General features: G+C 54.7%; 22 protein-coding genes. 9 read left to right on the top strand and 13 right to left on the bottom strand.

From position 1 onward, the window contains the following. Positions 1 to 103 precede the first annotated feature (103 nt). From CXF87_RS13805 to CXF87_RS13790, 4 genes are all read right to left on the bottom strand, one after another. The gene (locus CXF87_RS13805; RefSeq protein ID WP_101146998.1) at positions 104 to 1,249 is read right to left on the bottom strand and encodes a TAXI family TRAP transporter solute-binding subunit; all 1,146 of its coding nucleotides are present in this window, start codon (positions 1,247 to 1,249) and stop codon (positions 104 to 106) included. Positions 1,250 to 1,268: 19 nt separating this feature from the next. Further along, positions 1,269 to 3,275, bottom strand: a complete 2,007-nt coding sequence (locus CXF87_RS13800) for a TRAP transporter permease (RefSeq protein WP_101146997.1) — start codon at positions 3,273 to 3,275, stop codon at positions 1,269 to 1,271. A 51-nt stretch (positions 3,276 to 3,326) separates the two neighbouring features. Continuing rightward, positions 3,327 to 4,487: a TAXI family TRAP transporter solute-binding subunit gene (locus CXF87_RS13795; protein WP_101146996.1), complete on the bottom strand. Its 1,161-nt coding sequence runs from the start codon at positions 4,485 to 4,487 to the stop codon at positions 3,327 to 3,329. Between the two features lie 224 nt (positions 4,488 to 4,711). Continuing rightward, positions 4,712 to 6,412, bottom strand: a complete 1,701-nt coding sequence (locus tag CXF87_RS13790) for a SulP family inorganic anion transporter (RefSeq protein WP_101146995.1) — start codon at positions 6,410 to 6,412, stop codon at positions 4,712 to 4,714. A 245-nt stretch (positions 6,413 to 6,657) separates the two neighbouring features. On the opposite strand from CXF87_RS13790, the gene CXF87_RS13785 reads away from it, so the two are divergent. Beyond that, positions 6,658 to 8,322: a methyl-accepting chemotaxis protein gene (locus CXF87_RS13785; RefSeq protein ID WP_101146994.1), complete on the top strand. Its 1,665-nt coding sequence runs from the start codon at positions 6,658 to 6,660 to the stop codon at positions 8,320 to 8,322. Here CXF87_RS13785 and rarD read toward each other — a convergent pair. After that, positions 8,293 to 9,201, bottom strand: a complete 909-nt coding sequence (rarD, locus tag CXF87_RS13780) for an EamA family transporter RarD (protein WP_008956909.1) — start codon at positions 9,199 to 9,201, stop codon at positions 8,293 to 8,295. The two genes, CXF87_RS13785 and rarD, sit on opposite strands and share 30 nt — an antisense overlap. A gap of 72 nt (positions 9,202 to 9,273) precedes the next feature. Between rarD and CXF87_RS13775 the strand changes: the two genes are divergently transcribed. Together CXF87_RS13775 and CXF87_RS13770 are read left to right on the top strand one after the other, a co-directional pair. Continuing rightward, on the top strand, positions 9,274 to 10,086 hold the full coding sequence (locus tag CXF87_RS13775; protein WP_101146993.1) for an amidohydrolase: 813 nt from the start codon (positions 9,274 to 9,276) through the stop codon (positions 10,084 to 10,086). A 2-nt stretch (positions 10,087 to 10,088) separates the two neighbouring features. After that, positions 10,089 to 10,793: a pseudouridine synthase gene (locus tag CXF87_RS13770; RefSeq protein ID WP_101147051.1), complete on the top strand. Its 705-nt coding sequence runs from the start codon at positions 10,089 to 10,091 to the stop codon at positions 10,791 to 10,793. Positions 10,794 to 11,019: 226 nt separating this feature from the next. On the opposite strand, the gene CXF87_RS13765 is transcribed toward CXF87_RS13770, so the two are convergent. The 6 genes from CXF87_RS13765 to gloB form a co-directional block, all read right to left on the bottom strand. Beyond that, positions 11,020 to 12,603, bottom strand: a complete 1,584-nt coding sequence (locus CXF87_RS13765) for an ABC transporter ATP-binding protein (RefSeq protein WP_101146992.1) — start codon at positions 12,601 to 12,603, stop codon at positions 11,020 to 11,022. Further along, a complete protein-coding gene (locus CXF87_RS13760) occupies positions 12,596 to 13,672 on the bottom strand; it encodes an ABC transporter permease (protein WP_101146991.1) in 1,077 nt (358 codons plus the stop codon). The genes CXF87_RS13765 and CXF87_RS13760 overlap by 8 nt, the downstream gene beginning before the upstream one ends. A gap of 2 nt (positions 13,673 to 13,674) precedes the next feature. After that, positions 13,675 to 14,748 (bottom strand): microcin C ABC transporter permease YejB, encoded by a 1,074-nt coding sequence (locus CXF87_RS13755; protein WP_101146990.1) that lies wholly within the window; start codon positions 14,746 to 14,748, stop codon positions 13,675 to 13,677. Positions 14,749 to 14,825: 77 nt separating this feature from the next. Continuing rightward, entirely contained in the window at positions 14,826 to 16,754 is a 1,929-nt protein-coding gene (locus CXF87_RS13750; RefSeq protein WP_101146989.1) for an extracellular solute-binding protein, read from the bottom strand. A 43-nt stretch (positions 16,755 to 16,797) separates the two neighbouring features. Then, on the bottom strand, positions 16,798 to 18,045 hold the full coding sequence (locus tag CXF87_RS13745) for a transglycosylase SLT domain-containing protein (protein ID WP_101146988.1): 1,248 nt from the start codon (positions 18,043 to 18,045) through the stop codon (positions 16,798 to 16,800). Between the two features lie 30 nt (positions 18,046 to 18,075). After that, on the bottom strand, positions 18,076 to 18,843 hold the full coding sequence (gloB, locus tag CXF87_RS13740) for a hydroxyacylglutathione hydrolase (protein ID WP_008956917.1): 768 nt from the start codon (positions 18,841 to 18,843) through the stop codon (positions 18,076 to 18,078). A gap of 145 nt (positions 18,844 to 18,988) precedes the next feature. On the opposite strand from gloB, the gene CXF87_RS13735 reads away from it, so the two are divergent. Genes CXF87_RS13735 through nudC form a run of 4 tightly spaced genes read left to right on the top strand, consistent with a single transcriptional unit; the run spans position 18,989 to position 21,779 of the window. Next, entirely contained in the window at positions 18,989 to 19,807 is an 819-nt protein-coding gene (locus CXF87_RS13735) for a class I SAM-dependent methyltransferase (RefSeq protein ID WP_101146987.1), read from the top strand. Continuing rightward, positions 19,800 to 20,270, top strand: a complete 471-nt coding sequence (rnhA, locus tag CXF87_RS13730; protein ID WP_008956920.1) for a ribonuclease HI — start codon at positions 19,800 to 19,802, stop codon at positions 20,268 to 20,270. Before CXF87_RS13735 ends, rnhA begins: the two co-directional genes overlap by 8 nt. Next, positions 20,270 to 21,007 (top strand): DNA polymerase III subunit epsilon, encoded by a 738-nt coding sequence (dnaQ, locus tag CXF87_RS13725; protein ID WP_101146986.1) that lies wholly within the window; start codon positions 20,270 to 20,272, stop codon positions 21,005 to 21,007. The genes rnhA and dnaQ overlap by 1 nt, the downstream gene beginning before the upstream one ends. Continuing rightward, positions 21,000 to 21,779, top strand: a complete 780-nt coding sequence (gene nudC, locus CXF87_RS13720; RefSeq protein ID WP_008956922.1) for an NAD(+) diphosphatase — start codon at positions 21,000 to 21,002, stop codon at positions 21,777 to 21,779. The genes dnaQ and nudC overlap by 8 nt, the downstream gene beginning before the upstream one ends. Positions 21,780 to 21,803: 24 nt before the next feature. Here nudC and CXF87_RS13715 read toward each other — a convergent pair whose 3' ends face one another. Beyond that, positions 21,804 to 22,115 (bottom strand): SCP2 sterol-binding domain-containing protein, encoded by a 312-nt coding sequence (locus tag CXF87_RS13715; protein ID WP_035555706.1) that lies wholly within the window; start codon positions 22,113 to 22,115, stop codon positions 21,804 to 21,806. Between the two features lie 186 nt (positions 22,116 to 22,301). Between CXF87_RS13715 and sohB the strand changes: the two genes are divergently transcribed. Next, positions 22,302 to 23,345 (top strand): protease SohB, encoded by a 1,044-nt coding sequence (sohB, locus tag CXF87_RS13710; RefSeq protein ID WP_101146985.1) that lies wholly within the window; start codon positions 22,302 to 22,304, stop codon positions 23,343 to 23,345. Positions 23,346 to 23,432: 87 nt separating this feature from the next. On the opposite strand, the gene CXF87_RS13705 is transcribed toward sohB, so the two are convergent. Continuing rightward, positions 23,433 to 23,753, bottom strand: a complete 321-nt coding sequence (locus tag CXF87_RS13705) for an ArsR/SmtB family transcription factor (RefSeq protein ID WP_008956925.1) — start codon at positions 23,751 to 23,753, stop codon at positions 23,433 to 23,435. Positions 23,754 to 24,057: 304 nt separating this feature from the next. Between CXF87_RS13705 and CXF87_RS13700 the strand changes: the two genes are divergently transcribed. After that, positions 24,058 to 25,971: a propionyl-CoA synthetase gene (locus CXF87_RS13700; RefSeq protein WP_101146984.1), complete on the top strand. Its 1,914-nt coding sequence runs from the start codon at positions 24,058 to 24,060 to the stop codon at positions 25,969 to 25,971. The last annotated feature ends 193 nt before the right edge of the window (positions 25,972 to 26,164 follow it).

Genomic DNA, 26,164 nt, shown 5'->3' with positions numbered 1-26,164 from the left:
ATAATGTAAAACGTAGTTCTGCAATGCGGAATTTGGCTACCTAAATCTAAGGCCGCACAGAGGCGGCCTTAGATAAGGGCTTTCCGTATTTATTTAATTAAAATTAGAAAACGGGATTTAACCCAGCTTCTTGTAAGGCGGCCCGCCGGGTTTCCATCCAGCCGTCGATAAACGCCGCTTCCTCTTCTGGCGCATCGGCTTGATAGGTTTTCCAGGTGTCCATTAGCAGCTGTTGCCGCTCCACCAAGGCGTTTTGATGCGCTTCCATTTCATCGGTCCACACACCGCTTTCCTGGTAGTACGCCACCACGGCATCGTGGAAAGGCACCACCCAGGTCATGTTCTGATTTTCGAGCGCATAGCCGCTAGCGCCTGGGGCGTTATCCTTATAGTCGTCAAACGACTCCACCAGCGTGGTAATCAAACCGTTGGCCGTTTCCGGGGCTAAATCGGCGTTGCTCACCATAATCGGGTAAGGGTAGCTGGCGCTGGCAAGCGGCTGCTCGGCGTCAATACCAGCGCCTGAGGTGACGTCGTGGGGTTGGAAGTACGGCGCTACTTCCAGCATCCGCGCCCAGCCAGCCTCATCATCGGTAGGCAGTTCAGGCCACTGCAAGCCGCGGGGGCTAGCGGCTAAGCGTTGGGCCGCAGGCGTTACCGTGGTGGTGATCGCGGCATCGGCGCGGTCGCTGATAATGCCGTCGAAGGCGGCGTTGTAGCCGGGGAAATCGACTCGCTCAACGTCATCCCACGTTAACCCGGCGAATGCTAGGTAGGCTTCGGCAGCTTTATTCAGCGCGTCGTCTCCACGCAGGTAGGCCAATCGCTTGCCTTTAAGGTCGTGGATTGACTCAATGTCCACGTCTCCCGCGACCGCCATGCCTAACCCAAAACTGGCCATCGAGGTTGAAATCACGCGAATAGGCTGTGGGCCCCAGTCGGGGCGAGCAAACATCATCACCCCTTCGGAGCCGTAGTAGCTCGCGATTCCGCAGGCGCACAGATCAACCCGGCCCGTTTTCAGCGGTGTCATACGCATGGTGTCGTTTTCGCCAGGAATGACTCTGGACTGCGTGCCATGCTCCTCTTGTAGCAGTTGGCTAATCGCCATGATTTGCGCATTGCCGCTGGTGCCGGTGCCGTAAGCGGTCCAGTTAAGCGTGCTGGGCATGGCGCTAGCGTTGCTCGTGATGATTAGCCCAGCAGCCAAGCTACTGAATACGAGGGAGAGTGTTGTTTTTGTGCTCATAAGATTCCTCGAAGTTAGATTAAGCGTTGGCAGTAAGCGAACGCCGATGGTGGCGCTGGCTTAAACGCGCCATTAAAACGCCGGGTACCAGTGCTAACGCGGCGAGGCTGATTAATTCCCACTGGCTTAATGGCACCAGGCCGCCGCCAGGTAGCGCTAGCAGCAGACCTGCGATCAATACGAGGGCACGAATGACGATCTCCTGCAGCGCGCCGTAGCCCAGTCGACCAACCCCCATCAGGTAGCCTTGCATCGCTGATGCAAACAGGATGATGCCGATGACCGCCTGGATAAATACGACGATGATCATCAACGGTTCGCCCTGCATAATCAGCGCGGGGTTAAGCACGAACAGGAAGGGAATAAAGTAAATAACGCTGCCCAGGCGCATGGCCTGCAGGCCGGTTTCCATCGGGCGGGCACCTGCCACGGTGGCGGCAGCAAAGGCACCCAGCGCCACGGGCGGGGTGATAAAGCTCAGCATGCCCCAGTAGAGGATGAACATGTGCACCGCCATGGGGTCTAGACCGCCGCCTTGAATCAGCGCAGGGGCGAGCGCCACCGCCAGGAAGATATAGGCCGCAGTGACCGTCATGCCAATGCCCAACACAAAGCTGGTGACCGCGCCCATAATCAGCAGTAGCGGCACGCTGCCGCCAGCGATATTGATAAAGTCGTTGGCGATGGTGCCGGAAAGGCCGGTCATGGAGAGCGCGCCCACCAGCATACCCACGCCCGCCAGAATGGCGATAAGCTCAGCAAACAGCTTGGCCGCTGACGATAGCGTGTCGGTGACATCCTTCCAGCCCCAGCGGTTGTGCTTGGAGAGCTGGTTGAGCACCAGCAGCAGGGCGGTGGCATAGAAGGGGGCAACCGCTTCGCGCTGCATGACTAGCAGCATCCACACCAGCAGACCGAAGACGAAGATGAAGTACCAGCCCTCTTTGAGCGTTTGCTTAATTGAAGGCAGCTCAATCGCGGGTAAGCCCTTAATATCATTGCGGGCCGCGTAGGCATCAATCTGGATAAACAGGCCGAGGAAATACAGAATTGAAGGAATGACGGCGGCAAGGGCAACCGCAGAGTAAGGAATGTCTAGGAACATCGCCATGACAAAAGCGGTAGCCCCCATCACGGGGGGCATCAATACACCGCCCGTTGAGGCACAGGCTTCAACACCGCCCGCAAAGGAGCGGCTCATACCGATACGGCGCATGGCCGGAATCGACAGCACGCCGGTAGTCAGCACGTTACTGATCACACTGCCGCTCATGGAGCCCATCAGGCCGCTGGAGAAGATCGATACCTTGGCCGGGCCACCGCGTACATGGCCCAGCAGAGCAAAGGCTAGATTGATGAAAAACTTGCCGCCGCCGCTTTTCTGCAGCACCACGCCAAAGACCAAAAAGCCGATCACTAAGCCTGCAAACGCCTGCAGCGGCACACCCATGATGCTTTCGGTGCTCATGGTGTGGTACATGGCGGTTTGTTCCAGGGTGGAAGGAAACGCCTGGATAGGGCCGGGGACGATATCGGCTACCAATGGGTAGAGAGAGAACACGCCTGCAATAATAGCGATAGGCAAACCGCCTGCCCGGCGTGCCGCTTCAATAATGAGCGCCCAGTAAGCGTAACTGGCATAGATAGCAAGCTCGGGTGCGGAAAACGCCCAGCCGCGCTCCAGTATGGGTACCGCGTTATACACGAAGTAGCCGCCTACGATCAGCGTGAATGCGCTGAGCAGATAGTCATACCAGGGGATAGGCTGCTCTTGCTGGCTGCCGCGCATGGGCCAGAGCAGAAATACCAGCGGGAGCAGTAGCGCTACAACCGCGTAATAGAACTGCGTCTCCAGGCCCGTAACAAAAGTCAGTAAGCCGATGTTAAAAAGATAATCCAGGGTCATAGCCATCAAAATGACGGTCACCGTGGCGGGAATCCAGCGCAGCGCAGGGGGAAGCTGACGAATTTGGCTGATCTTTTCTTTAACCTGCTGATTATTGGCAGGCGAGGTATCTGTGGTCATGGGGGACATCCGTCAATCAGCAGGGGGCGGCGGGCGCCGCCCCGTGGCGTATTACTCGAAGATCGGTTCGAAGCCAGCATCGCTTAGTGCGGTGGCTCGGGTTTCCATCCAGTCGGCAGTAAATGCTTCATCATCACTGGGTGCGTCTTGCATAAAGCTTTCCCAGGCGGTTAACAGCACGTTCTGGCGCTCAACGAGCTTGTCCTGATGGGCCTGCATTTCATCAGTCCATACATCGATTTCTTTGTAGTACTCCACGACCGCATCGTGGAAAGGCACTACCCACTGAAGGTCTTGCTGTTCCAATGCATAGCCAAGCGCACCTGGGGCGTTGTCTTTGTAGTCATCAAAATTTTCCTGCATCGCTTTGATCAGGCCATAAGCGACGTTGTCGTCGAGGTCTTGGTTGGCGACCACAATGGGGTAAGGATAACTAGCGCTGGGCACCGGGTTTTCGGCGCTAACGCCGCCTGCCCCAGAAGTGACCTCGTGAGGACGGAAGTAGGGCGCAACCGCCGCCATACGCTCCCAGCCTGCTTCGTCGTTAGGATCCAGCACTGGCCAGCTAATGCCGCGCGGGCTGCTGGCAAGTTGCTGGGCTGGCGGTGTCACTGTGGTGGTAAAGGAGGCGTCCACATCGCCAGCGATAATGCCGTCAAATGAGCGGCCGTAGCCGGGATAATCAACCCGCTCGACGTCATCCCAGGTTAAACCGCCAAAGGCGAGATACGCCTCTGTGCCTTTATTGAGCGCATCGTCGCCGCGGATATAGGCGATGCGTTTGCCCGCCAAGTCAGCGGGCGTTTCAACGTCTAAGTCGCCCGCGACCGCAAGGGAAAGGCCAAAAGAGGCGGTGGAGGTGGTAATCACGCGTAGCGGCTGAGGGCCCCAGTCAGGGTCGGCAAACATCATGACCCCTTCGGCGCCGTAGTAACTGGCAATGCCGCAGGCGCAAAGATCCACACGGCCCTGTTTCAGCGGGGTCATGCGGGAAACATCGTTGTCGCCCGGTAGGATTCGTACCGATGAGTCGTATTTGTTCTGCAGCATATTACCGATGGCGACGGCTTGGGCATAGCCACTTGAGTTAGTGCCATAGGCTGTCCAGGCCATTGTGCCGGGCAGTTCAATTTCATTGGCATGGCTTACTGCTGCGCCGAGTAGCGATAGAGGTAGGGCGGCAACAAGTAGGCGGTGAGCGAATGGGCGCATTGGAATGCTCCTTTATTGTGGTTGTAATGACGTTAGTGGTTACGTTTAGTTACTTTTTGTTTTGCTCTGCGGTATTGTATTTTGCTAAGTGGTCAGCTGATAGTAGAGAAGCCGCTGGGTGGCTGTCAATGCCGTTGTCAGTGGCGACTCGCGTTGGTAATAGTCATGCATAAAAAAACCAGGCAATTGCCTGGTTTTTCAGAATAGTCGCGAATGCTATGTAATTAAGAGAATTCACGCCAAGCGGCGTAAGTACTTAAAAATACTCGGCCGGTAAGCGCATCCAGAAAGTCACTCTTCTTGAGTTGATCCATCACCGGACCTTTGACCTCGGATAGATGCAGTTTTACATCGGAGTCTTTTAAACGGGCATTGATGGCATCCAGGCTTTCCAGCGCTGAAGCATCTATGAGGTTGACGGCCGAGCAGATCAACACAACGTGTTCTAGCTCAGGTTGGCTCGCCACTAGGTTATAAACGGTGTCTTCCAAGTAGCGGGCATTGGCAAAATAGAGGCTCTCATCAATGCGCAGCAGGGCCACATTATTGACCGTCTCCACATCGTGGCGGGTGGTGTTTCTGAAGTGCTCGGTACCGGGAACCCGGCCCACCAGCGCGCTATGAGGACGGCTGGTACGGTACAAGAACAACGCAATGGATAGCGTGACACCGCTGAGGATACCGGCTTCAACGCCTTCGATCAGCGTGAGTAGAATGGTCACTGCCATGGCAGCAAAGTCGCTGCGTGAGTAGCGCAAGGTTTGGCGCAGCATGGGGATATCCACCAGCGTCAAAATCGACACGGTGATGGTCGCGGCCAGGGTCGCAATTGGCAGGTAGAAGAGCCAGCCGGTGAATGACAGCGTTACCAGTGCAATGCCTAATGCCGCAAAGGCACCGGCGGCAGGTGTCTGGGCGCCTGCGTCGTAGTTGATGACGGTGCGTGATAAACCGCCGGTGACCGGCATGCCGCTGGAAAAACCGGCGGCCAGATTGCTAGCGCCCAGGCCCACTAACTCCTGATTGGGCGAGATACGCTGGCGCCGCTTAGCCGCCAGCATCTGTCCCATGGAGACCGACTCTACAAACCCTACCAGGCTGATCAGTAGTGCAGGAATCACCAGTGCTCGCCACAGCGAGTAGTCTCCCCAGGGAAAACTCAGCGCTGGCAGGCCGCCAGGTATCTGGCCAACCACATTGACGCCCTTCTCCGCCAGCTGCCAGTGCCAGGTCACCAGAGTGGTAATAACCACTGCAAAGACGGGGCCAGCTTTTGCAATCAAGTCCGCTAGAGGGAGAGGCAAGCCCGCTTTATGTAGGGTGGCTTTGCCATGTCGGCGCAGTGCAATCAAAAATACCAGGGTACCGCCGCCGATCATCAGGGTGGGTAAGTTGAAGGACGCCAGATTGGGCACCAAGGTAACCAGGCGTTCCACCAGGGTAAAACCACTACTTTCGATGCCCAGCAAACTGCCGAGTTGGCTGGCTGCGATCAAAATACCCGATGCGGTTAAAAATCCCGAAATCACTGGATGGCTAAGGAAATTACTGAAAAAGCCCATTTTTAGCAGGCCCATCACTACCAACATGCCGCCAGAAAGCAGTGACAGTATCAGCGCTGCCTGTAAATACGTTTCTGTGCCGGTTGCTGCGACAGATGACAGGGCCGCACCCGTCATCAACGCGATAATGGCGACCGGCCCAACCGCTAGGGTTTTGCTGGTACCAAATAGGGTATAAACCAGTTGCGGCAGGATGCTTGCGTACAAGCCAACCACTGCTGGCAGCCCAGCTAGTAGTGCATAGGCGAGTGACTGAGGAATAACCATCACGGTGACAATCAACCCCGCTAAGAGGTCGGCCCCCAGCAGACGTTTATGATAATGGGGGAGCCACGTCAGAATGGGAAAATAGCGCTTTAACATGAATTCCATAAGGTGTAGGAGTGTCAGAATGAAGAGAGTAAGGGATATTCCAATTCATTGCAGTGCTTATATTCATTTGCACGGCGCTAATTCAATGATGATCAGGCGCTTCTGAACTTTCCGTCTTCCCCCAAAGTGCTACTTCTTTCATTAGCATAACCCGTTAAGATTACGCACTAAGGAGAGTTAAACCTCCTTAATAAGGCTGTTTGATACTCAACAACATCAATAAAAGAGTACTGCTCATGAGTGTACTGCTATTGCTGGTTCCAGTGCTGATGGTGGCGTTGTCGGTTGGTCTTGCCGCTCAAGGCGGCGTTTGGATTTATGTTGCTCTGTTATGTGCCGCATTGGGGGGCGGCGCGATGTTGCTAACGACTTTTGAGCGTGTATATCGCGCCGATCAACGGCACCTTGAGCAGCACCAGCGTGGCTTTAAATCTCTTCGTGATTACCGTTCGCTGCGCGCCATGGCCTACCGGTTGATGAATCGCGCCAGCAGTACCGCAATTGCTTCGGCAGAAGTCTCCCACTATGCCGACCTGATGGACCAGCGCCTGACCCAACAAGAGACCATGGCCCGAGAGGCTTCTACCAGCATGACAGCCATTAATGCGGCTATTATGCAGGTCAGTGCAAGCGCCAGCCAAGTGGCGGCACTGGCAGAGAGCGCCCGTGAAGCCAGCCACCATAACCATGCGGAGCTGGACGATATCATCCAGGATATGAGTGATGTCGCCGAGCGCTCTAATCAGGCACTGGACATGCTGACCGCTCTGAACGAAAAAATTGAACGTGTGCGTAACGTCACCTCAATGATCGAGGATATCGCCGAGCAAACCCACCTTCTTTCGCTTAATGCATCCATCGAAGCGGCACGGGCGGGGGAGCATGGGCGCGGCTTTGCAGTAGTCGCTGGAGAAGTGCGCAACTTGGCGTTAAAAACCTCCACCGCGACGCAAAGTGTCGACGAGCTGGTGAAAGACATGCACGAGAGCGGCCAATCGGTGGTCACCACCATGGGCCATTTAATGACCCGTATCAGCGAACGTTCGAAAGGATTACAAGTAGTTGGCAATAGTCTGGGGACGATTACGCAGGAATTTGACCAGGTACAGAGTGAAATTACCCGCGTCGCCGATGCCATGGAAAATACTCGTCAACACAGCCAAACCGTGGCGGACAGCCTGAGCCAACTGGAAGATGACGTGGATGAAGGCAACCGCAATATGCACGATTTGGCTGAGCAGGCCCGGGCGTTGATGGAAGCCGCTGAAGGGGTTGATGGGGAACTGGCTCAACAGCATCTAGAAGGGCGACACCAGCAGGTGTTTCATGCCGCGCGATCAACTGCCGATAAGTTGGGCAAGATGCTCGAAAAAGCGATTGCCAGTGGTGAACTGTCAGAAACTAAACTGTTCCAGCCCCATTACGAGCAAATCCCCGGTACCCAGCCGCCACTTTATAAAACCGGTTTCGATACCTTTACCGATAAGCACCTACCCACTTTGCAAGAACCAATGCTGAAACAGCTGGGTCTGAGTTACGCCATTGCCTGCGACCGTAAAGGCTATGTGCCGACCCATAATCAGGCAGTCAGCCGTGAGCCAACCGGTGACTACGCTCACGATCTCAAATATTGCCGTAGTAAGCGGATATTCGATGACCCGACTGGTAGCCGCTGTGGCGCCCATGAAAAGCCGCTGTTGCTGCAGACCTACAAGCGGGATACCGGAGAAATCATGCACGACCTTTCAGTGCCAGTGTATGTGCAGGGCAAGCATTGGGGTGGCTTCCGGGTGGGTTATCAGCCGGAACGGGTCACGGCATCGGCGTCTATGCTGAAAGGCGCCGCAGACGCCAACTCACCACCACTTACTCTAACTAGCCGCCGCGTAGCGCGGGCGTGACTGCCACGCTGACCAGGAGTAGAGCGCAAGCCCGATCCAGATAAGCACAAAGGTCGCCAACTGGATAAGCCCAAGGGGCTCACCGAAAACGGTTAACGCGATCAGGAATTGAATACTCGGGTTGATGTACATCAAAAAGCCCAGGGTCGCCAAACGCAACCGGCGGGCCGCGCCAGCAAAGGCCATTAGCGGCAGCGCGGTTAAAGCCCCACTGGCGACCAGTAAACTGGTCGTTGAAGTGTTCTGTAAAAAATGTGAGGTGTCGTTCCAGCTTAACCAGGTCAAGGCGATCAGGGCGAGGGGGAATAGCAAAAGGGTTTCCACAAACAGCCCTGATAGGCCGTCTAGCGGCACCTGCTTACGAAACAGGCCGTAACTACCGAAGCTCAACGCCAGCAGCAAACTGATCCAGGGCAGTTCACCAAGCATTACAAACTGGGTGGCAATCGCAATGCTTGCTAGCCCCAGCGCCACCAGTTGCAGCTTTGCCATCACTTCTCGCAACACCAGCATGCCGAGCGCGACGTTCACCAACGGCGTCAGGAAATAGCCTAAACTCGCCTGCAAGACCTGCTTGGATTCCACCGCATAGATATAGATACCCCAGTTGAACGCGATCAATAGCGCACAGGCCAGTACACGTCCAAGCTTTTTTGGTTCGCCCAAAGCAGCAACAACGGGAGGCCAGCGGCGTAACAGGGTAATCAGACCCACCAAAAACAGGCAGGCCCAGATAATGCGGTGAATCAATATTTCAAAGGCGGGAACGCCGTCAAATAAGGCAAAAAAGAGCGGAAAACAGCCCCACATCGTATAGGCCGTTAGCCCAAACATAACGCCTTTGACTGCGTCGGGATCGCGTGTTGGAGTAGGAAGCATAGCAGCCTCATTATTTAAAGATGCTAATCTAGCATAAACATTGCAATAACACTGGCGGAACGGAGGTGTTTAATGACTAAACTTAGATCCAGCTTGGTGCAGTGCGATCTGCGCTGGGAAGACCCACAAGCCAACCACGCTCATCTTGAGGAGTTACTCGGTGAGCTGGATAGCCGTGATACCGACCTTATTGTTTTGCCTGAAATGTTTGCCACCGGCTTTACCATGAATTCCCGTGAAATGGCTCAGCCGATGGCCGAAAGCCAAAGTGTGACTTGGCTGCAGACTCAGGCGCAGGCCCGTAACTGCGTGATGACCGGCAGCGTGGCGATCGAAGAGAATGGCGAATTTTATAATCGCTTGATATGGGCAACGCCGGAGGGCGACTTAACCTACTACGATAAGCGCCACTTATTCCGTATGGCTGGCGAGCATGAGCGCTACGGCATGGGTAGTGAACGCAAAGTGGTGGAACTCAATGGCTTTAAGCTGCTGTTGAGCGTTTGCTATGACCTGCGTTTTCCAGTGTGGATGCGCCAGCAGCCAGCAGAAGGTGAGCATTTCGAGTATGATGCGCTGCTGTGTATCGCCAATTGGCCAGCACCGCGTCGTCACCCCTGGCGTACGCTGCTACAGGCCCGTGCGGTAGAGAACCTAAGCTATGTGATTGGCGTTAATCGCGTTGGAGAGGATGCCAAAGGGCTTGCCTATAGCGGCGACTCCTTACTGGTCGACTTCAAAGGCGAACCGTTAATTGATAAACCTGCCCATACCCCGTTTATAGAGACGGGCACGCTGGATAAAACTACCCTTGATGCTTTTCGTGAAAAATTTCCTGCCTGGCAAGATGCCGACCATTTTAAGCTGCTGCCAGGAGTGGGTTAATGATGCGCCTTGATCGCTTTTTAAGTGAAACCTCACCGTTAACCCGTAGCCTCGCCAAGCGAGCACTTAAGAACGGCGAAGTCACCCTCAATGGTGAGCCGATCAAACAGTCGGCTACTCAAATCGATACCGATAACGATGTGGTTGTCCTTAATGGCGAGCGGCTGGCGCTGGTAGGGGTGCGCTACATTATGCTGCACAAACCCGTTGACGTTGAGTGTAATGCCCGCCGTGGCCTTTACCAGCGCGCAATCGACCTGATTGATCTGCCCAAAGCCGAACGCTTACAGCCGGTGGGGCGCTTGGATGTGGATACCACAGGACTGCTGTTGTTAACCGATGACGGCCAGTGGTCGCACCGTGTGACCTCGCCGCGCCACCGCTGCGCCAAGGTCTATATCGCAGAGCTTGCTGAGCCCATGGAGGGTGCAGCGGCTGAGTGGGCGATTGGCCAGGTGGCGGATGGCCTGATGCTGGATGGCGAAGAAACCCCGACCCAGCCCGCCACGCTAAGGCTGCTATCGCCCACCCAGGCGGAGCTGACGATTACCGAAGGGCGCTACCACCAGGTAAAGCGTATGTTTGCCGCCTTAGGGAATCATGTGAACTCTCTCCACCGCAGCTCCATCGGTGATTTAGCCTTGGATGCCAACCTTGCGCCCGGCGAGTGGCGTGAGTTGACTGACGACGAAATTGCGCTGTTCTGAATACTTCGTAAGTATTCTTTAGCCGCCGCCTGAAAGGGTGGGCGGCTTTATTTTAATTGAATATTTATACCGTTATCTTGTAAGTTCGACTCCAGTAATTCCCAGGTTTTCGTGCCAATCAGAAAGAGAGGTCGCAAGTTAGAACGACCTCCTGCCAATAGCGGTTAGCCGTTGCTAACTACTAAGGTGATAAGTACTAAGAAGCTGAATTTTAAGGGGCTTAACTTTAAGGGGCTAGGTGAGCAGCGGCAATCAGCGCTTGGGTATAGGCGTGTTTGGGCGCAGAAAGCACGTCCAGGCAGGGGCCTTGTTCGACCACTTCGCCATCTTTGAGCACTATAATGCGATGGGCCATGGCGCGAATAACAGCAAGATCGTGACTAATGAACAGATAACATAACTGCCTGCGGGCCTGAAGGTCGCGCAGCAGAGTAACAAGTTGCTTCTGTACCGTGCGGTCTAATGCAGAAGTGGGTTCATCAAGCACCAGCAGTTCTGGCTCCAGAATGATCGCTCGGGCCACGGCAATGCGCTGGCGTTGACCACCGGAAAACTCATGGGGGTAGCGCGCAGCACAGCTCTCGGGCAAACCCACTTCTTGAAGGGTTTGGTTAACCCGCTGGGTGACTTCTTTGTCAGTCAGGTGTGGGTAATGAAAGCGTAGCCCCTCACTGACAATATCGAAGACCGGCATGCGCGGCGAAAGGGCGCCATAGGGGTCCTGAAACACCATCTGAAAACGGTGGCGCTGGCGTCGCAAATCATCACCGGACAGGGAGCTTAGTTTGTCGTTGCCAAGGGTAACATCGCCTTGGCTAGTGACCAGCCGCATGACTGCCGACGCCAGCGTGGTTTTGCCCGACCCTGACTCCCCTACAACGCCCAGGGTCTCGCCCGGCGTGATCTGAAAATCGGTGGGCTGAACTGCCACAAACGCAGGCGGCTGGCGCTTGAACAAGCCGGTCTTGGGGCGCTTGAAGCTTACGCTCAACTGACGAGCCGTTAACAGCGGTGGCGCTTGCTTAATGGCCTGGGGTCTGCCTTCCGGCTCGGCGGCGAGCAGCGCTTTGGTGTAATCACTTTGCGGGTGTTGAAAGACCTGCTCAACCGGCCCGATTTCCTGTATCCGCCCCTGATGCATGACGCAGATGCGATCCGCGTGACGGCGTACCAGGTTCAAGTCATGACTGATAAACAGCATGCCCATGGCGTGGTGGTCGCGCAGTTCACGCAGCAGGGCAAGTATCTCCTGCTGCACCGTCACGTCCAGGGCGGTGGTGGGCTCATCGGCAATCAGCAGAGAGGGATTGTTGGCAATCGCCATAGCAATCATCACCCGCTGGCGCTGTCCGCCCGAAAGCTGATGAGGCCAAGCATCCAGCAGTTCTTCCGGGCGCGGCAGTTTCACTTGTTGGAGTAGCGCTTTGCAGCGTTGGCGGGCCGTCTGGCCACGCAAGCCCTGATGCAGCCGCAATGCTTCGCCAATCTGCTTGCCAACCCGATGGAGCGGATTAAGTGACGTCATCGGCTCCTGAAAAATGAAACCGACACGATTACCGCGCACGTCGTTCCACTGGTCCTGGGTCAATGTCGACAGATCGGTATCACCCAGCCAACGCTCGCCCTTGACGGTGGCATTGCTGGGCAAGAGGTTGATCATCCCGAGCGCAGAGACTGATTTTCCCGACCCGGACTCCCCGACAATCGCCAGGGTTTCACCCGCATTGAGGGTGAGCGATAGCGCATGCACCAAGGGCGTATTATCGAAGGCAATGTTGAGATTTTCGATGCGCAGGAGCGGGTTAGGCATTCTGTGTCTCCTGGGTAGGGCCAGCCTGGCGCTGTTGTACGTGACGTGGGTCGAAGGCGTCGCGCAAGCCTTCGCCAATGAACACCAGTAGCGAAAGCATGATTGCCAGGGTCATGAACGCCGTGATGCCCAGCCAAGGGGCATGTAAGTTGTTCTTGCCCTGCGCTGCCAGCTCGCCCAGCGAGGGCGCGCCGGGGGGCAGGCCGAAACCGAGGAAATCCAGCGCGGTCAAGGTGCCGATAGCACCGGTAAACAGAAACGGAATAAAGGTCAGGGTCGCGACCATGGCATTGGGCAGCACGTGGCGCCACATGATCAGGCGCGAGGGCAATCCAATCGCCTTGGCGGCACGCACGTACTCCAGGTTACGCGCACGCAGAAACTCGGCGCGCACGATATCGACCAGGCCAAGCCATGAGAAGAGCAGCATGATCCCCAGCAACCACCAGAACCCCGGCTGAACAAAGCTGGCTAAAATGATGAGCAGGAACAGCACCGGAAGGCCCGACCATATTTCAGTCACCCGCTGGCCGATCAAATCAATCTTGCCGCCAAAGTAGCCCTGCACCCCACCAACCACAACGCCGATTACCAGCGAGCCCGCAGTGAGCACCAGTGCAAAAGCAACCGAGAGGCGAAAGCCATAAATGACACGCGCTAATACATCGCGGCCTTGATCATCGGTGCCCAGCCAGTGGCGGCTATCCGGCGGTGCCGGGGAAGGGCGGGTCATGTTCATGTCCAGGGTTTGGTAGGAATACGGGATGGCTGGCCACAGCGCCCAGCCGTGCTCTTTAATCTGTTGCTGAATAAACGGATCCAGATAATCGGTACGCGTGGGAAGAAACCCGTCGAACTCGGTTTCGGGGTAATCCACCAGCAGCGGCACGTACCACTGGCCGTCGTATTGCATGACGATGGGCTTGTCGTTGGCGATCAGCTCGGCAAACAGACTAAACACAAACAGTGCCGTAAACAGCCAAAGCGATACGCGGGCACGGCGGTTAGCTTTAAAGGCCGCCAGCCGTCGGCGGGTAATGGGCGAAAAATAAGAAGAAAGAGAGGCCATGATCATGACTCCCGGGTCGAAAAGTCGATACGCGGGTCTACCCACACGTAGGTCAAATCGGAAATCAGCTTAAGGATCAGACCGATCACGGTATATAAAAACAGCGTGCCGAAAATAACCGGGTAATCCCGCTGCATCACCGCCTCAAAGCCGAGCAGGCCGAGCCCATCCAGGGAGAAGATCACTTCTATCAATAGTGCACCGGTAAAGAAAATCCCGATCATGGCAGCGGGCAGGCCAGCAATGATAATCAGCATGGCATTACGGAAAACATGGCCATAAAGCACCCGCCGCTCATCGGCGCCCTTGGCGCGAGCGGTAATGACATACTGCTTGTGAATTTCATCTAGAAAGCTGTTTTTGGTCAGCATGGTCAGGGTAGCAAAGCTGCCAATCGAAGCTGCAATTACCGGCAGCGTGATATGCCAGAAATAGTCCTTGACTTTGCCCCAGGCCGAAAGCTGGTCGAAGTTGGGCGAGGTTAGACCACGCAGGGGAAACAGGTCCCAGTAGGTGCCGCCAGCAAAGAGCACGATCAGCAGTATCGCAAACAAAAAGCCCGGAATGGCGTAGCCGACAATCACTAACCCCGACGACCAGACATCGAAACGGGAACCGTGGCGAAGCGCTTTTTTGATACCTAAAGGGATCGAGATCAGATAGACCAGCAGCGTGGTCCATAGCCCTAGCGAAATGGACACCGGCAACCGCTCAATCATCAGCTCTGTTACCGGGCGGTCGCGGAAAAAACTGGTGCCGAAATCGAGCGTGAGGTAATCCGCCATCATGCCAATAAAGCGCTCGTGGGCGGGTTTATCAAAACCAAACTGCTGTTCTAGCTGTTCGATAAAGCGTGGGTCGATACCCCGGGCGCCACGAGAATCGTCACTTACCTGCACATCGGCACCGCCCATATCCAAGCGGGTGCTGGCCATGGCGTCTGCACCCTCAAAACGTGCCAGCATCTGATCAATCGGCCCGCCCGGCGCCGCCTGAACAATAATAAAATTGAGTAGCATGATCCCAAAAAGGGTCGGAATCATTAGCAGCAGTCGGCGTAGGGTGTAGCGGGCCACAGAGCACTCCGAGGTTTATAACGATGAAACCGTTGAGGATAAGCCGTTGCGAATAAGTCGCTGTAATAAAGCCAGTCTCAGCGGCGCTGGCGCTGCAGTTCTGCTTCACGCTCGGTATCTACCCACCATGCATCCAGATCCATCGCATACTTCGGAAAGGGCTCGGGATAGCCGAACTTGTCCCAGATCGCAATGCGGGTTTCGCCTGAGTGGTAGTGAGGAATGACATAAAATCCCCAGCGCAGTACCCGATCCAACGCCCGTGTGGCGGTGTCCAGTTCCTTACGACCATCGGCGCTAATGATCGCTTCCACCAGGGCATCGACCGCTGGGTGGGCGAGCGCCATCCGATTGCGGCTTTGCGGCGCCTCGGCGGCGGCGCTGGTCCAGAAGTCGCGCTGCTCATTACCTGGGTTGTTCGACTGGGGGAAATGGCTAATCACTATGTCATAGTCGTAACTGCGCTGCCGGTTTAAATATTGATTGATATCAACGATGCGCAGCGAGGTCTGCACCCCTAGGCGGGCCATGTTACGCAGCATGGGTTGAACCACACGCTCAAGACCCGAATCGTAGAGCAGCACTTCAAGGCTGAGTGGCTGGCCGGTGGCTTGGTTGACCAGCACTCCCTCTTCAACGCGATAGCCCGCGTCGCGCAAAAGCGCCAGTGCCTTGCGTAGACGCTCGCGCAGATTGAGGGGTTGGTCAATGGGCAGCGGTTCGGTGAACAGGCGGTCAGACCCATGGGAAGCAATTAACTCTTCCCTAAACGGTTCAAGCAGTGCCAGCTCTTCTTCCGAAGGTAGTCCGATGGCCTCCATCTCCGAGTTCTGGAAAAAGCTTTCGGTACGCCGGTAGGTATCGTAGAAAATATTGGTGTTGAGCCAAGGAAAATCGAAGGTAAGGCTTAACGCTTCGCGTACCCGTGGGTCTTGAAACTTCTCTTTGCGCAGGTTGAACACAAAGGCCTGCATCATGGATGGGTTGACGTCAGGTACCGTCAGCCGCTTCACCAAGCCCTCTTCATAGGCAGGAAAGTCGTAGCCAATCGCCCAGGTGGCCGCGCGGGCATCCGTACGAAAATCTGTCAGGCCCGCTTTGAAGGCTTCCCAGGCGATATCGCGGTCGCGATAGTAGTCGTAAACGATGCGGTCAATGTTGTAGCGGCCAATGTTAACCGGCAAGTTTTTACCCCAGTAATCCTCATCGCGCTGATAAACAATTCGCCTGCCTGGGTCAACTTCACTGATGAGGTAGGGGCCAGAGCCAGGGTGAGCCGCCAGGGTAGGCGATGTGAACTCGCGGGGCTCCCAGTAGTGGCGGGGGAGGATCGGCAGTTGAGCAATGATTAGCGGCAGTTCTCGGGAATCGGTGTCGCTGAAGGTAAAGCGCACCTGATGTTCGTTGAGGGCGATTGCCTCGTTCACGCCCGCGTAATAGCTGGCATAAAACGGATTGCCTTCTTCCCGGAGCAGGTTAAGTGAAAACACCACATCGTAGGCGGTGACGGGTTCGCCGTCCTGAAAGCGTGCTTCAGGGCGAAGGTCAAACTCAATCCATTCCCGGTCAGGGTCCAGGCGCACGCCTTCAGCCAATAAACCATAAAGGCTAAAGGGCTCATTGGGGTTGCTGGCCATCAAGGTGTCATAAATTTGCGAAACGCCAGTGGCCGGTGTGCCGCGAATAATAAACGGATTCGTTGAATCGAAGCTGCCCCCCACGGCGGTATGGGTAATGGTGCCGCCTTTGGGGGCTTGTGGGTTCACATGGGGGAAGTAGGGGAAGTCTGCCGGTAGCTCGGGGCTATCGTAAAGTGATAACCCGTGAACTGTTTCAACCGGCACCACGTTGTTGGCATCCGTATTTAAATCGCCCACCACGTTGTTACCGGCAGGGCGTTGGGAAGAGTCGATAGTGGTCGTTGCTTCTGACGCCAGTACCGATACATTTATTAGCAAGCCACTGATAAGTAGAAACGCTTTCGCAAAAAACAGACCACGCGGCATTGGTAACATCCCATGTGAACAAAGCCAACTAGTAAACCCGGATTCAACGCCCTGAAAGTGTCAGTAACTGCCCCGGTTGTAAAGTGCTGGGGCGGTCAATCGAATTCCAGCGTATCAGGTCTTGTTGATCAATATTATAGCGGGCCGCTATCGCTGAGAGGCTATCGCCCCTTTCAACGCGATGCGTATCTGCGCTGTTATTTTGCGCAAGCGCTTGGCTATTGCCCCGTGTCTGACTATTGCCCTGTGACAGTTGAGCCAGCACTTGTTTATCCACTTCTTCGGGTACAAGCAACGTCTGTGCGCTGCGTGGATCGATGCTGCCATTCAGTAAACCCGGATTCAGCTCAGCCAGTGCCATTTTGCTGACATCCAGCATTTGCGAGGCTTCAGACAGACTCACTGCGTGGGCCAACTGAACTTTTGCGAAGGCGGGGTCGATGTGAATCTCAGGTAAGCTCACACCGTATTTTTCAGGATTGTTAATGATCGTAGCGATCGCCTTCAACTTGGGAACGTACTGCATGGTTTCGTAGGGCAGGGATAGATCCCAATAGTCGCCACTTAGCCCTTGGCCCTGTACCTGACGCTGCGCGCGGTTGACGGTGCCAGCGCCTGCGTTATAAGCGGCCAGAGAAAGCATGAGGTCACCCTCGTACCACTGGTCGGCCTGCATTTCCAGGTAGTCCAGCGCGGCCTCGGTAGAGGTCAGAACATCCAGACGGCCATCGTAATTACCATTACGTACTAACCCCAATGCGTCGCCGGTGCGGGGCATAAATTGCCAAAGACCTGCCGCCCCGCGGTGGCTTCGTGCACCTGGGTCGAAAGAGCTTTCGACAAACGGAATTAACGCGATTTCACCAGGTAGGCCGCGCTCACTGACTTGCTGAGTAATCCAGGCAAGCCAGGGGGTGGCGCGTTCGGTGATCGTGACAATGTTTTCAGGGCTTGAACGGTAGTGCTCAATCCATTCATCCACCCGAGCTTGAGCTTCTACTGGCAATGTTTTCTCTTGCCACTGGAAGCTTTTACGCAGGGTCGTCCAGGCATTCTGGGGTTCAAGCTCTAATGCCTCCCAAAAATGGGTTTGGAAAGGCGTAGGATAGGGCTTTGTATCGGTTGGCGACGTGGTGGTAACACCGTTAGGTAAGGCTGTCGTCGCATTTTCAGTGGTTTCATAGGCTGGGGCAGAGGCTTGTGAGCTTGCCGCAGCGGCTAACATTAGGCCCATAATTACGGTACTGCCAGCGCTCAGCATCAAGCGCTGGCGAATCGTTCGATAGGTCATAGTTGCATTCGTTTGGTTTCGATAGCGTTCTTAAAAACGGTTCTTCCACTCGCGCAGAGTGGTAAACGTAGCGAGATCAGTATCATTAACACCCTGGGTGCCTGCTGCTTGGCGCACGCTATCTGTGCCCACGCGCAGGTAGGGATTAATTTTCAGCTCGCGTCCTATCGTGCTGGGTAAGGTGGGGCGATCCAATGCCCGCGCCTTTTCACACTCCTGCAAGGCGTGTTTAACGTCTTCGTTTTCAGGGTCCGCAGCACGAGCAAACGTAAGGTTCGCTTGTGTATACTCATGGGCTGCAAAGACCAGTGTATCTTCAGGTAGTTCCGCAAATTTGTTCAACGCGGCAAACATTTGCTCTGGGGTGCCTTCAAATAAACGGCCACAACCGGCGCAAAAAAGAGTGTCGCCGCAAAAAAGAAGGGCAGGGATGCCCGCTGTGAAGTAGCTGATATGGTCCAGCGTATGGCCCGGTGTCGCTATTACGTCGAATAAACGGCCCATAATGCGGACTTCATCGCCGTCGCCAACGGTCTCGTCAATCCCTTCAATGTTGGGGTTGGCCGGGCCGATAACGTGAGGGGAGTAGCGTTTAATTAATTCCGCTAAACCACCGGTATGATCATGGTGGTGATGCGTAATAAGGATGGATTTTAAGGTTAACGACTCACGCTCAAGAAACTCGATCACAGGGGCCGCTTCACCTGGATCCACCACGCAAACGCTTTGGCTGGTATCTTGTCTTAATAGCCAAATATAGTTGTCGCTTAGAGCTGGGATCGGTGTCACGCTCATCATCGGCGAGATCCTTTAAATTGCGAAAATACAGAATTCAGTGACCAACATGCGTAAACACGCAAAACATCGCGCTTCTTAAATAGTAGCGCTAAATCGGTGTAACCAAGGCGTTGAAAAGCCGTTACTGTGGAGGGAAGCGCTGTTCATGTCAAATTCGACCACGGCCACGACACTCGCCAAGCGCTTAATAAGTTGCCAACCGTATTGGCAGTCTGAGGCCGGGCGCTCGCTATGGGAAACACAGCGTGCCTGCTTAGGGCCCGTGGTGGAATCGCGCGTGGGCGGCCACAGTTTGGAATTGAGCATGGGGCCAGCTTTAATGACCATGTCGGCGATTCCTCATTCCATTCGATGGTCACCCACAAGACCAATGGCCGAGAATGAGAGCACCTTGATATGCCCGCCGGATCAGTTAGCGCTGCCAGATCGCTGCTTAGATGTAATGGTTATTCATCACTGGCTGGAGTATTTAACCGACGCCCATTTCACCCTTCAGGAAGCCGCGCGGGTCACCGCTGACAATGGGATATTGGTATTGTTTGGCTTTAATCCGATCGGTGTGGGTGGGCTTGCCCGCCAATGGCGAAAACGCCAGCAGCAGTTTCCCTGGGATGGCACTTGGCGTTCTGTTAGTCGCCTGCGCGACTGGTTGGCGTTTGTCGACTTCGAGGTGGAACGCGTAGACTATTGCTGTTTTCGTGGGCGGATGAGTGCTAAATGCGGTGAATATTGGGAGTCGCTGGGGCGTAGGCATAACCTACCGCTAGGCGAGAGCTATATGATTCAAGCCCGCAGGCGTCAACGCCAAGCGCCAGTGCAACGCCTGAAGTTTGGTTTAAAAGCGCCTACGTCTCCCGCTTCATTAGGCGTTACCCGCTCAGGTTCATCGGCTCACTATCAATCCTATCAAGAGCTCCCAATACAAGCTCAGACGCATCAATCAAAGGATCAAGAAATTGACTAAAGAGGCTGCCGGGCAACTGCCTCGGGTAACGGTGTATACCGATGGGGCTTGTCGGGGCAACCCAGGCCCCGGCGGATGGGGTGTGGTGCTGGCGAGCGGCCAGCATGAGAAAACCTTGAAAGGCTATGAATCAGATACCACTAATAACCGTATGGAGTTGATGGCTGCGATCATGGCCCTGCGAACGCTAAACACGCCCTGTGAAGTCGCGCTATGGACCGATTCACAATATGTGCGTCAGGGCATAACCCAGTGGATTCATAACTGGTTAAAGCGCGGCTGGAAAACCGCCGCCAAGCAACCCGTCAAAAATGCTGAGTTGTGGAAAACCCTGCACGAAGAGACCCAGCGACACACCATAGAATGGCACTGGGTGAAAGGGCACAGCGGCCATCCCGGCAATGAGCGCGCTGACGCGTTAGCCAATGAAGCCATTGATGAGCATCACAAGAGGAGAGCATGATGCGCCAGGTCATCCTAGATACTGAAACCACCGGTATCGACCCTAAAGATGGTCATCGCTTAGTAGAAATTGGCGCGATTGAAATGGTCAATCGCCGTTTTACGGGCCGCACCTACCATCAATACATCAACCCTGAACGCCACATCGACGCAGAAGTCGTTGCCGTTCACGGCATTGATGACGCTAGAGTCGCCAATGAGCCGGTGTTCGCGAAAATAGCCGACGAATTTTGGGCCTTTATTGAAGGCGCCGAGCTGGTGATTCATAACGCCCCCTTCGATGTGGGCTTTATCGACCACGAACTGGGTATGCTTAATCAGCAGCGTAAAGCTCCTGCATTGGGGCCGGTGCGCGATCACTGCGCGGTATTAGATACCCTAACGATGGCTCGGGCCATGCACCCCGGCCAGCGCAATAGCCTGGATGCATTGTGCAAACGTTATGATATTGATAACGGTCACCGCGTACTGCACGGCGCGCTACTAGACTCTGAAATTCTTGCTGAAGTTTATTTGGCGATGACCGGCGGGCAAACCGCACTGACGTTAGACGCAGCCTCTGTAGCAGAGCAGGAGCAGGCGGATACCTCCAGTGAAGGTCTGTCGATTCAACGTATGACGCTTACTCCAGGTCAGTTGCGCGTCGTGCGCCCAACCGACGAGGAGCAGGTGGCCCATAAAGCCAAGTGTGAAGCGCATCAGTTGAATTGGTTTGAAGGTATGGCAAGCGATGCTTAGGCGAGAAATTCCCCATCATGAACAGGCCGGGCGGGTTATTCGTTTGTCGCGCAGTATGCTGGCGCCTGCACCGCTAAGTGGTAGCGAGGAGCTGACTCCGCTACAACCCTTTCAGCCCTGGACAGAACAGATGCAGCCGCTGTGTTATTGGGATGATGAGCCGGTCGCACTGTTGGTTGAGTCCCGGGCGGAAAGTGGCTGGATCGATGGTCGGCAGTGGATGAGCGAGCTTTCTACCGCCTGGTTCAGCCTGCTTTCAACGGCGTTGCAGGTGGGTGCCTGGTTGGAAAATCACCGTTTCTGTGGCCGCTGTGGCGCGCCCGCTACCAAGCTTACCGCGGAATTTGCAATGCATTGCGATGCCTGCGGGCACCGCAATTATCCACGTATTTCGCCCTGCATTATTACGCTGGTGACTAGCGGCGAGGCGATGCTGCTAGCGCGTAGCCCGCGTTTTCCGCCAGGCCGTTATTCAACCTTGGCCGGCTTTATTGAGCCGGGCGAGTCCGCCGAAGAGGCCGTTCACCGGGAGGTGTTTGAGGAAGTGGGCGTGCATATTGACCAACTGCGTTACCACCAGAGCCAGGCTTGGCCGTTTCCCCACTCGCTGATGTTTGGCTACTTCGCCGAAGCGACAACCCGGCGTATTCGCATTGACGGCGTAGAGATCAGCGATGCTGCATGGTTTTCACCTCGCCAGCTGCCATCACTACCGCCACCTTACTCAATTTCACGCGAACTAATCGAAACTCATTTGGCACGCTGGCGCTAAACGGCGCCGCGTGCCGATATGTCATTACTCGCTAGGGAATAGGCTGGTCAGCTTGGTGGCCAGCATGACATTGCCGGTTGCTTTTAGCTTGCCGGTCATAAATGCCGTCATGCCATTGATATCGCCACTCATGATGCCTTTTAGCGTGTCAGTCGTTAGGCTTAAGCTAACGGAAGGATCATCGTGTTCGCCCTCTTGCACATCCAGCGTGCCATCTTGGATATTTAAGTAGTAGCTACCCGCGTCTGAGAAGTGGAACTGGAACACTTCGTTCATGCCCTTTGCCGCTTCAGGATTAAAGCGCGCTTTCAACTTCTCAAGGGTGTTGTTAGACATAACATTTCTCTCAATTAGGTAAATCAGACTCAGGCTAGCGATAATAGCCCAAAGAAACAATCGTGATGGCGAGCGAGATTATTTCATACACGCGTTTCAATCAAGCGTCGTGGACAAACCCCGCAACATCTTATCGGGGCAGAGCGCCCACCCTAAAAGACTCAAGCTTACCAATGGAGAACGTCGATGAATGAATGGATAACGGAAATAGGTACGTTTGTCGTGCAAACCACCATCGTTATGTTGCTGATAGGCATTGGTTTGCTTTTGATGGCGCGAACGAAACAAGACAAAGAGAGCGACTTAAAACTTCACATTGAGCCACTGAATGAGCAACGCCGCCGGCGCGGTCGTCGTCTACGGTTGACGGCCACGTTACCAGGTGCCCGCAAAAAGCTGCTAAAGGCGTTTCGCAACGAAGATAAAAAACGCCATAAAGCGCAAAAAGCTAACCAAGATTCTACCCATGAGCCACGGGTTTGGGTGCTCGATTTCCACGGTGACCTGAAGGCATCGCAAACCGAGCGCTTTGGTCAGGAAGTATCCGCTATTATTGATGTCGCCGTCGAAAATGACGAGGTGGTGATTCGCCTCGAATCCGCCGGTGGCCTGGTACACGCTTATGGGTTGGCAGCCGCACAGTTAGACCGCTTGCGTACGGCAGGGCTCACTACAACCGTATGTATTGATAAGGTGGCAGCGAGCGGTGGCTACCTGATGGCCTGTACCGCCCAGCATATTAAGGCAGCCCCCTTCGCTGTGATCGGCTCTATTGGCGTGGTGGCGCAAGTGCCTAATATTCATCGCTTGCTAAAACGCCACGAAATTGACGTGGAGCTCCTGACCGCCGGTAAATACAAACGTACCTTGACTGTGTTGGGTGAAAATACCGAAGAGGGAAAAGCAAAGTTCCTCGAAGATTTAGAGAATACTCACCACTTATTCAAAAGCTATGTGGCTGAGCGGCGTCCCGCCATGGACATTGAAACGATTGCGACAGGTGAGATTTGGTACGGCAGCGAGGCCTTGACCCAGCTGCTTGTTGACAGTGTGGGTACCAGCGAAGCTTATCTGGTCGAGCGTATGGCCGAGGCGCGTGTCTTTGCGGTCAAGCTTGAGCCCCCTAAAACAGTGACTCGTAAACTTGGTTTGGCAGTGTCGGAAGGCGTTGAAAAAGCAGTCCTCAAAGCGCTTGGCTTGATCGACGCCGCTGGTTGGCAGCGGCGCTGAGCATCGTTCTGGGCGATGGTTAATAACTAGGGTTAACAGCTATGGTTGTTGTATGACTATTAGCGATGTTGAAAACTATAAAGAGCTTTATGCAGCATAGTGGTGTGCCAGGGTAGCAATCACTGCCTTGGCGCTCTCACTGCTCAGCGAGTAATAGATCGTTTGTGACTCCCGCCGGGTATCGACGAGTTCATCACGTCTCAAAATGGCTAAGTGTTGTGAAAGTGCCGACTGGCTTAATGCAAGTTGTTGATTAATCTGCGTCACTGACAGTTCTTTTTCGGCAAGTAGGCAGAGTATTTGCAGGCGTTTTTCGTTGGCCAGCGCTTTTAGCAGGTTAGTCCCTGCCTCAATAGCGCGACAGTTATGTTCAAGCAGTCGTGTAGCGGCGCTTGTAGAAGCAGACATAATGATCTCCTTGCCTACACTGTTACTTCAGCGTTTTTATGAGCATTGTTATACGTTGTAGTGGCATCGTCGCGTCGCGAGGATCAAGTTGTTCAATGATCATTAATTTAGCGAGTTTTGTCCAAGTCGCTGTTTAACGATTAATCAATGGTAGGCAGATAGCCACTTTCTTGTCGACAATGCTATTGGCCAGGCTGCTACTTTAGTCGCTTTTTAGCCCATAGTATGAGGGTGAGGCGTAGATTTACTTTATACAGTGTCAACAATTATCTCGTATCGTCATTACAATAAAGACAGAGACACCATGAGCCGCTACCAGCATACCTACCAGCAGTCGATAGAGCATCCAGAAACGTTTTGGGCCGAGCAAGCCAAACGAATTCCTTGGTATACGCCACCTCAAACTATCCTACATTACGATGAGCAGCAGCATGCTCGATGGTTCAGCGATGGTGAAATGAACCTTTGCTACGCTGCACTTGATTACCACGTTGAAAATGGCCGCGGTGACCAGGCGGCTATTTTCTGGGACTCCCCCGCCGCCCAGGCCAAACTCACCATTAGCTATCGGGATATGCGCGACAAAGTGGCTTTCTTTGCTGGGGCGTTGACGCAGTTAGGGGTGGAGAAGGGTGATCGCGTGGTGATTTACATGCCAATGATCCCCGAAGCGCTGGTGGCTATGTACGCCTGTGCCCGGCTAGGGGCCATCCATTCGGTGGTGTTTGGTGGTTTTGCGCCTCACGAACTGGCCGCACGCATCGAAGACGCCGAGCCCAAAGTGGTGGTGGCTGCGTCTTGTGGTATCGAGCTAGGCAAAGTGCTGCCGTATAAGCCGATGGTGGATCAAGCCATTGCGTTAAGCGCCCATAAACCGGATGCCTGTGTGGTTTATCAGCGTGAAGCGCACCATGCAGCGTTGGGGGCGAATGATCACGATTGGAAGGCGCTGGTCGCTAAGGCGCCGTTTGCCGACTGCATGCCCGTGAAGGGCACCGACCCGCTGTATATTCTCTACACCTCTGGTACCACGGGTAAGCCCAAAGGCGTTATGCGCGACACGGGTGGTTATGCGGTGGCATTGGCTTACTCGATGCAAGCGATCTACGCCATGGAACCAGGTGAAGTGTTCTTCACCGCTTCTGATGTGGGTTGGGTAGTCGGGCACTCTTATATTGTTTACGCCCCCTTGTTGCTGGGCTGCACCACGGTGGTATACGAAGGTAAACCGGTCAAAACACCCGATGCGGGCAGCTTCTGGCGCTTGATAGAGGAGTATCGGGTAAAGAGTTTCTTCACCGCGCCGACGGCCTTCCGGGCCATTAAAAAAGAAGATCCTGACGCCAAGCTGCTGCAGAACTACGACATCAGCAGCCTCAAACATCTGTATGTGGCCGGTGAGCGGCTAGATCCACCTACATTTCATTGGTTGGATGATCTTCTTGACGTGCCGGTGATCGACCACTGGTGGCAGACCGAAACCGGCTGGCCCATCGCGGCTAACTTGCCAGGTATCGAATCGATGCCGACCAAAGCGGGATCGGCGACGTTCCCCGTTCCAGGCTTCAATGTTCAGGTGCTCAACCGTGATGGTGAGCAGGCTAAACCCATGGAGCAGGGCAGTGTGGTCATCAAGCAGCCCATGCCGCCGGGTTGTCTTACTGGCGTTTGGCGTGATGAAAAGCGTTTTCATAGCGCTTATATGGCAGCGTTCCCCGGCTACTATTTAACCGGCGACGGCGGTTATTTTGATGAGCAGGGCTATCTATTCATTATGGGCCGCACCGATGATGTCATTAACGTGGCAGGGCATAGACTCTCGACCGGTGAAATGGAAGAAGTAGTCGGCGCGCATCCTGCCGTTGCCGAGTGCGCGGTCATTGGGATTCATGATGACCTGAAAGGGCAGCTGCCGATCGGCCTGGTGATTCCTAAAGATGGTTTTGATGGCGATGAAGCGACGCTGGAGGCTGAACTGATTGCGCGGGTTCGCGAGCATATTGGTCCGATTGCCTGCTTCAAGCAGGTGTTAGTGGTCGACCGCTTGCCCAAAACCCGCTCGGGCAAGATTTTACGCAAGCTGTTGCGCACGATTGCCGATGGTAAAGAGTTTGGTATTCCTTCCACTATTGATGACCCCACTAGCCTAGCGGATGTTCATGCCGCCATGCGCGAACGCTCGGTAGGCGCTGCAGACAAAGCCACACCGCTGGATTAACGATTCATAAGCCCAAGTCGCCCGATAGTGAGGGCGGCTTTCATCTTTCGGCTTTTTAATGCTCTGAATTTTAATAACCTGACTTTTAATAGCCTGACTTTTAATACCCTGCAGAAGCCGTATAATGCGCTCCCCAGAATAGCGTTCGCTAGTCAAAACTGATTTAGCGATGTGCTTACTACCTCGAGGGTTC

It is taken from the genome of Halomonas sp. MES3-P3E (assembly GCF_002836035.1).
In the GTDB taxonomy this organism is placed as follows: Bacteria; Pseudomonadota; Gammaproteobacteria; order Pseudomonadales; family Halomonadaceae; genus Vreelandella; species Vreelandella arctica.
The sequence above is the reverse complement of the archived record's forward strand: the minus strand, read 5'-3'. Positions and strand labels throughout refer to the sequence as shown.

Excerpts from the sequence above, each read along its gene's own strand:
- CXF87_RS13805 (WP_101146998.1), bottom strand. The coding sequence starts at position 1,249 with ATGAGCACAAAAACAACACTCTCCCTCGTATTCAGTAGCTTGGCTGCT.
- CXF87_RS13800 (WP_101146997.1), bottom strand. The coding sequence starts at position 3,275 with ATGACCACAGATACCTCGCCTGCCAATAATCAGCAGGTTAAAGAAAAG.
- CXF87_RS13795 (WP_101146996.1), bottom strand. The coding sequence starts at position 4,487 with ATGCGCCCATTCGCTCACCGCCTACTTGTTGCCGCCCTACCTCTATCG.
- CXF87_RS13790 (WP_101146995.1), bottom strand. The coding sequence starts at position 6,412 with ATGTTAAAGCGCTATTTTCCCATTCTGACGTGGCTCCCCCATTATCAT.
- CXF87_RS13785 (WP_101146994.1), top strand. The coding sequence starts at position 6,658 with ATGAGTGTACTGCTATTGCTGGTTCCAGTGCTGATGGTGGCGTTGTCG.
- rarD (WP_008956909.1), bottom strand. The coding sequence starts at position 9,201 with ATGCTTCCTACTCCAACACGCGATCCCGACGCAGTCAAAGGCGTTATG.
- CXF87_RS13775 (WP_101146993.1), top strand. The coding sequence starts at position 9,274 with ATGACTAAACTTAGATCCAGCTTGGTGCAGTGCGATCTGCGCTGGGAA.
- CXF87_RS13770 (WP_101147051.1), top strand. The coding sequence starts at position 10,089 with ATGCGCCTTGATCGCTTTTTAAGTGAAACCTCACCGTTAACCCGTAGC.
- CXF87_RS13765 (WP_101146992.1), bottom strand. The coding sequence starts at position 12,603 with ATGCCTAACCCGCTCCTGCGCATCGAAAATCTCAACATTGCCTTCGAT.
- CXF87_RS13760 (WP_101146991.1), bottom strand. The coding sequence starts at position 13,672 with ATGGCCTCTCTTTCTTCTTATTTTTCGCCCATTACCCGCCGACGGCTG.
- CXF87_RS13750 (WP_101146989.1), bottom strand. The coding sequence starts at position 16,754 with ATGCCGCGTGGTCTGTTTTTTGCGAAAGCGTTTCTACTTATCAGTGGC.
- CXF87_RS13745 (WP_101146988.1), bottom strand. The coding sequence starts at position 18,045 with ATGACCTATCGAACGATTCGCCAGCGCTTGATGCTGAGCGCTGGCAGT.
- gloB (WP_008956917.1), bottom strand. The coding sequence starts at position 18,843 with ATGATGAGCGTGACACCGATCCCAGCTCTAAGCGACAACTATATTTGG.
- CXF87_RS13735 (WP_101146987.1), top strand. The coding sequence starts at position 18,989 with ATGTCAAATTCGACCACGGCCACGACACTCGCCAAGCGCTTAATAAGT.
- dnaQ (WP_101146986.1), top strand. The coding sequence starts at position 20,270 with ATGCGCCAGGTCATCCTAGATACTGAAACCACCGGTATCGACCCTAAA.
- nudC (WP_008956922.1), top strand. The coding sequence starts at position 21,000 with ATGCTTAGGCGAGAAATTCCCCATCATGAACAGGCCGGGCGGGTTATT.
- CXF87_RS13715 (WP_035555706.1), bottom strand. The coding sequence starts at position 22,115 with ATGTCTAACAACACCCTTGAGAAGTTGAAAGCGCGCTTTAATCCTGAA.
- sohB (WP_101146985.1), top strand. The coding sequence starts at position 22,302 with ATGAATGAATGGATAACGGAAATAGGTACGTTTGTCGTGCAAACCACC.
- CXF87_RS13705 (WP_008956925.1), bottom strand. The coding sequence starts at position 23,753 with ATGTCTGCTTCTACAAGCGCCGCTACACGACTGCTTGAACATAACTGT.
- CXF87_RS13700 (WP_101146984.1), top strand. The coding sequence starts at position 24,058 with ATGAGCCGCTACCAGCATACCTACCAGCAGTCGATAGAGCATCCAGAA.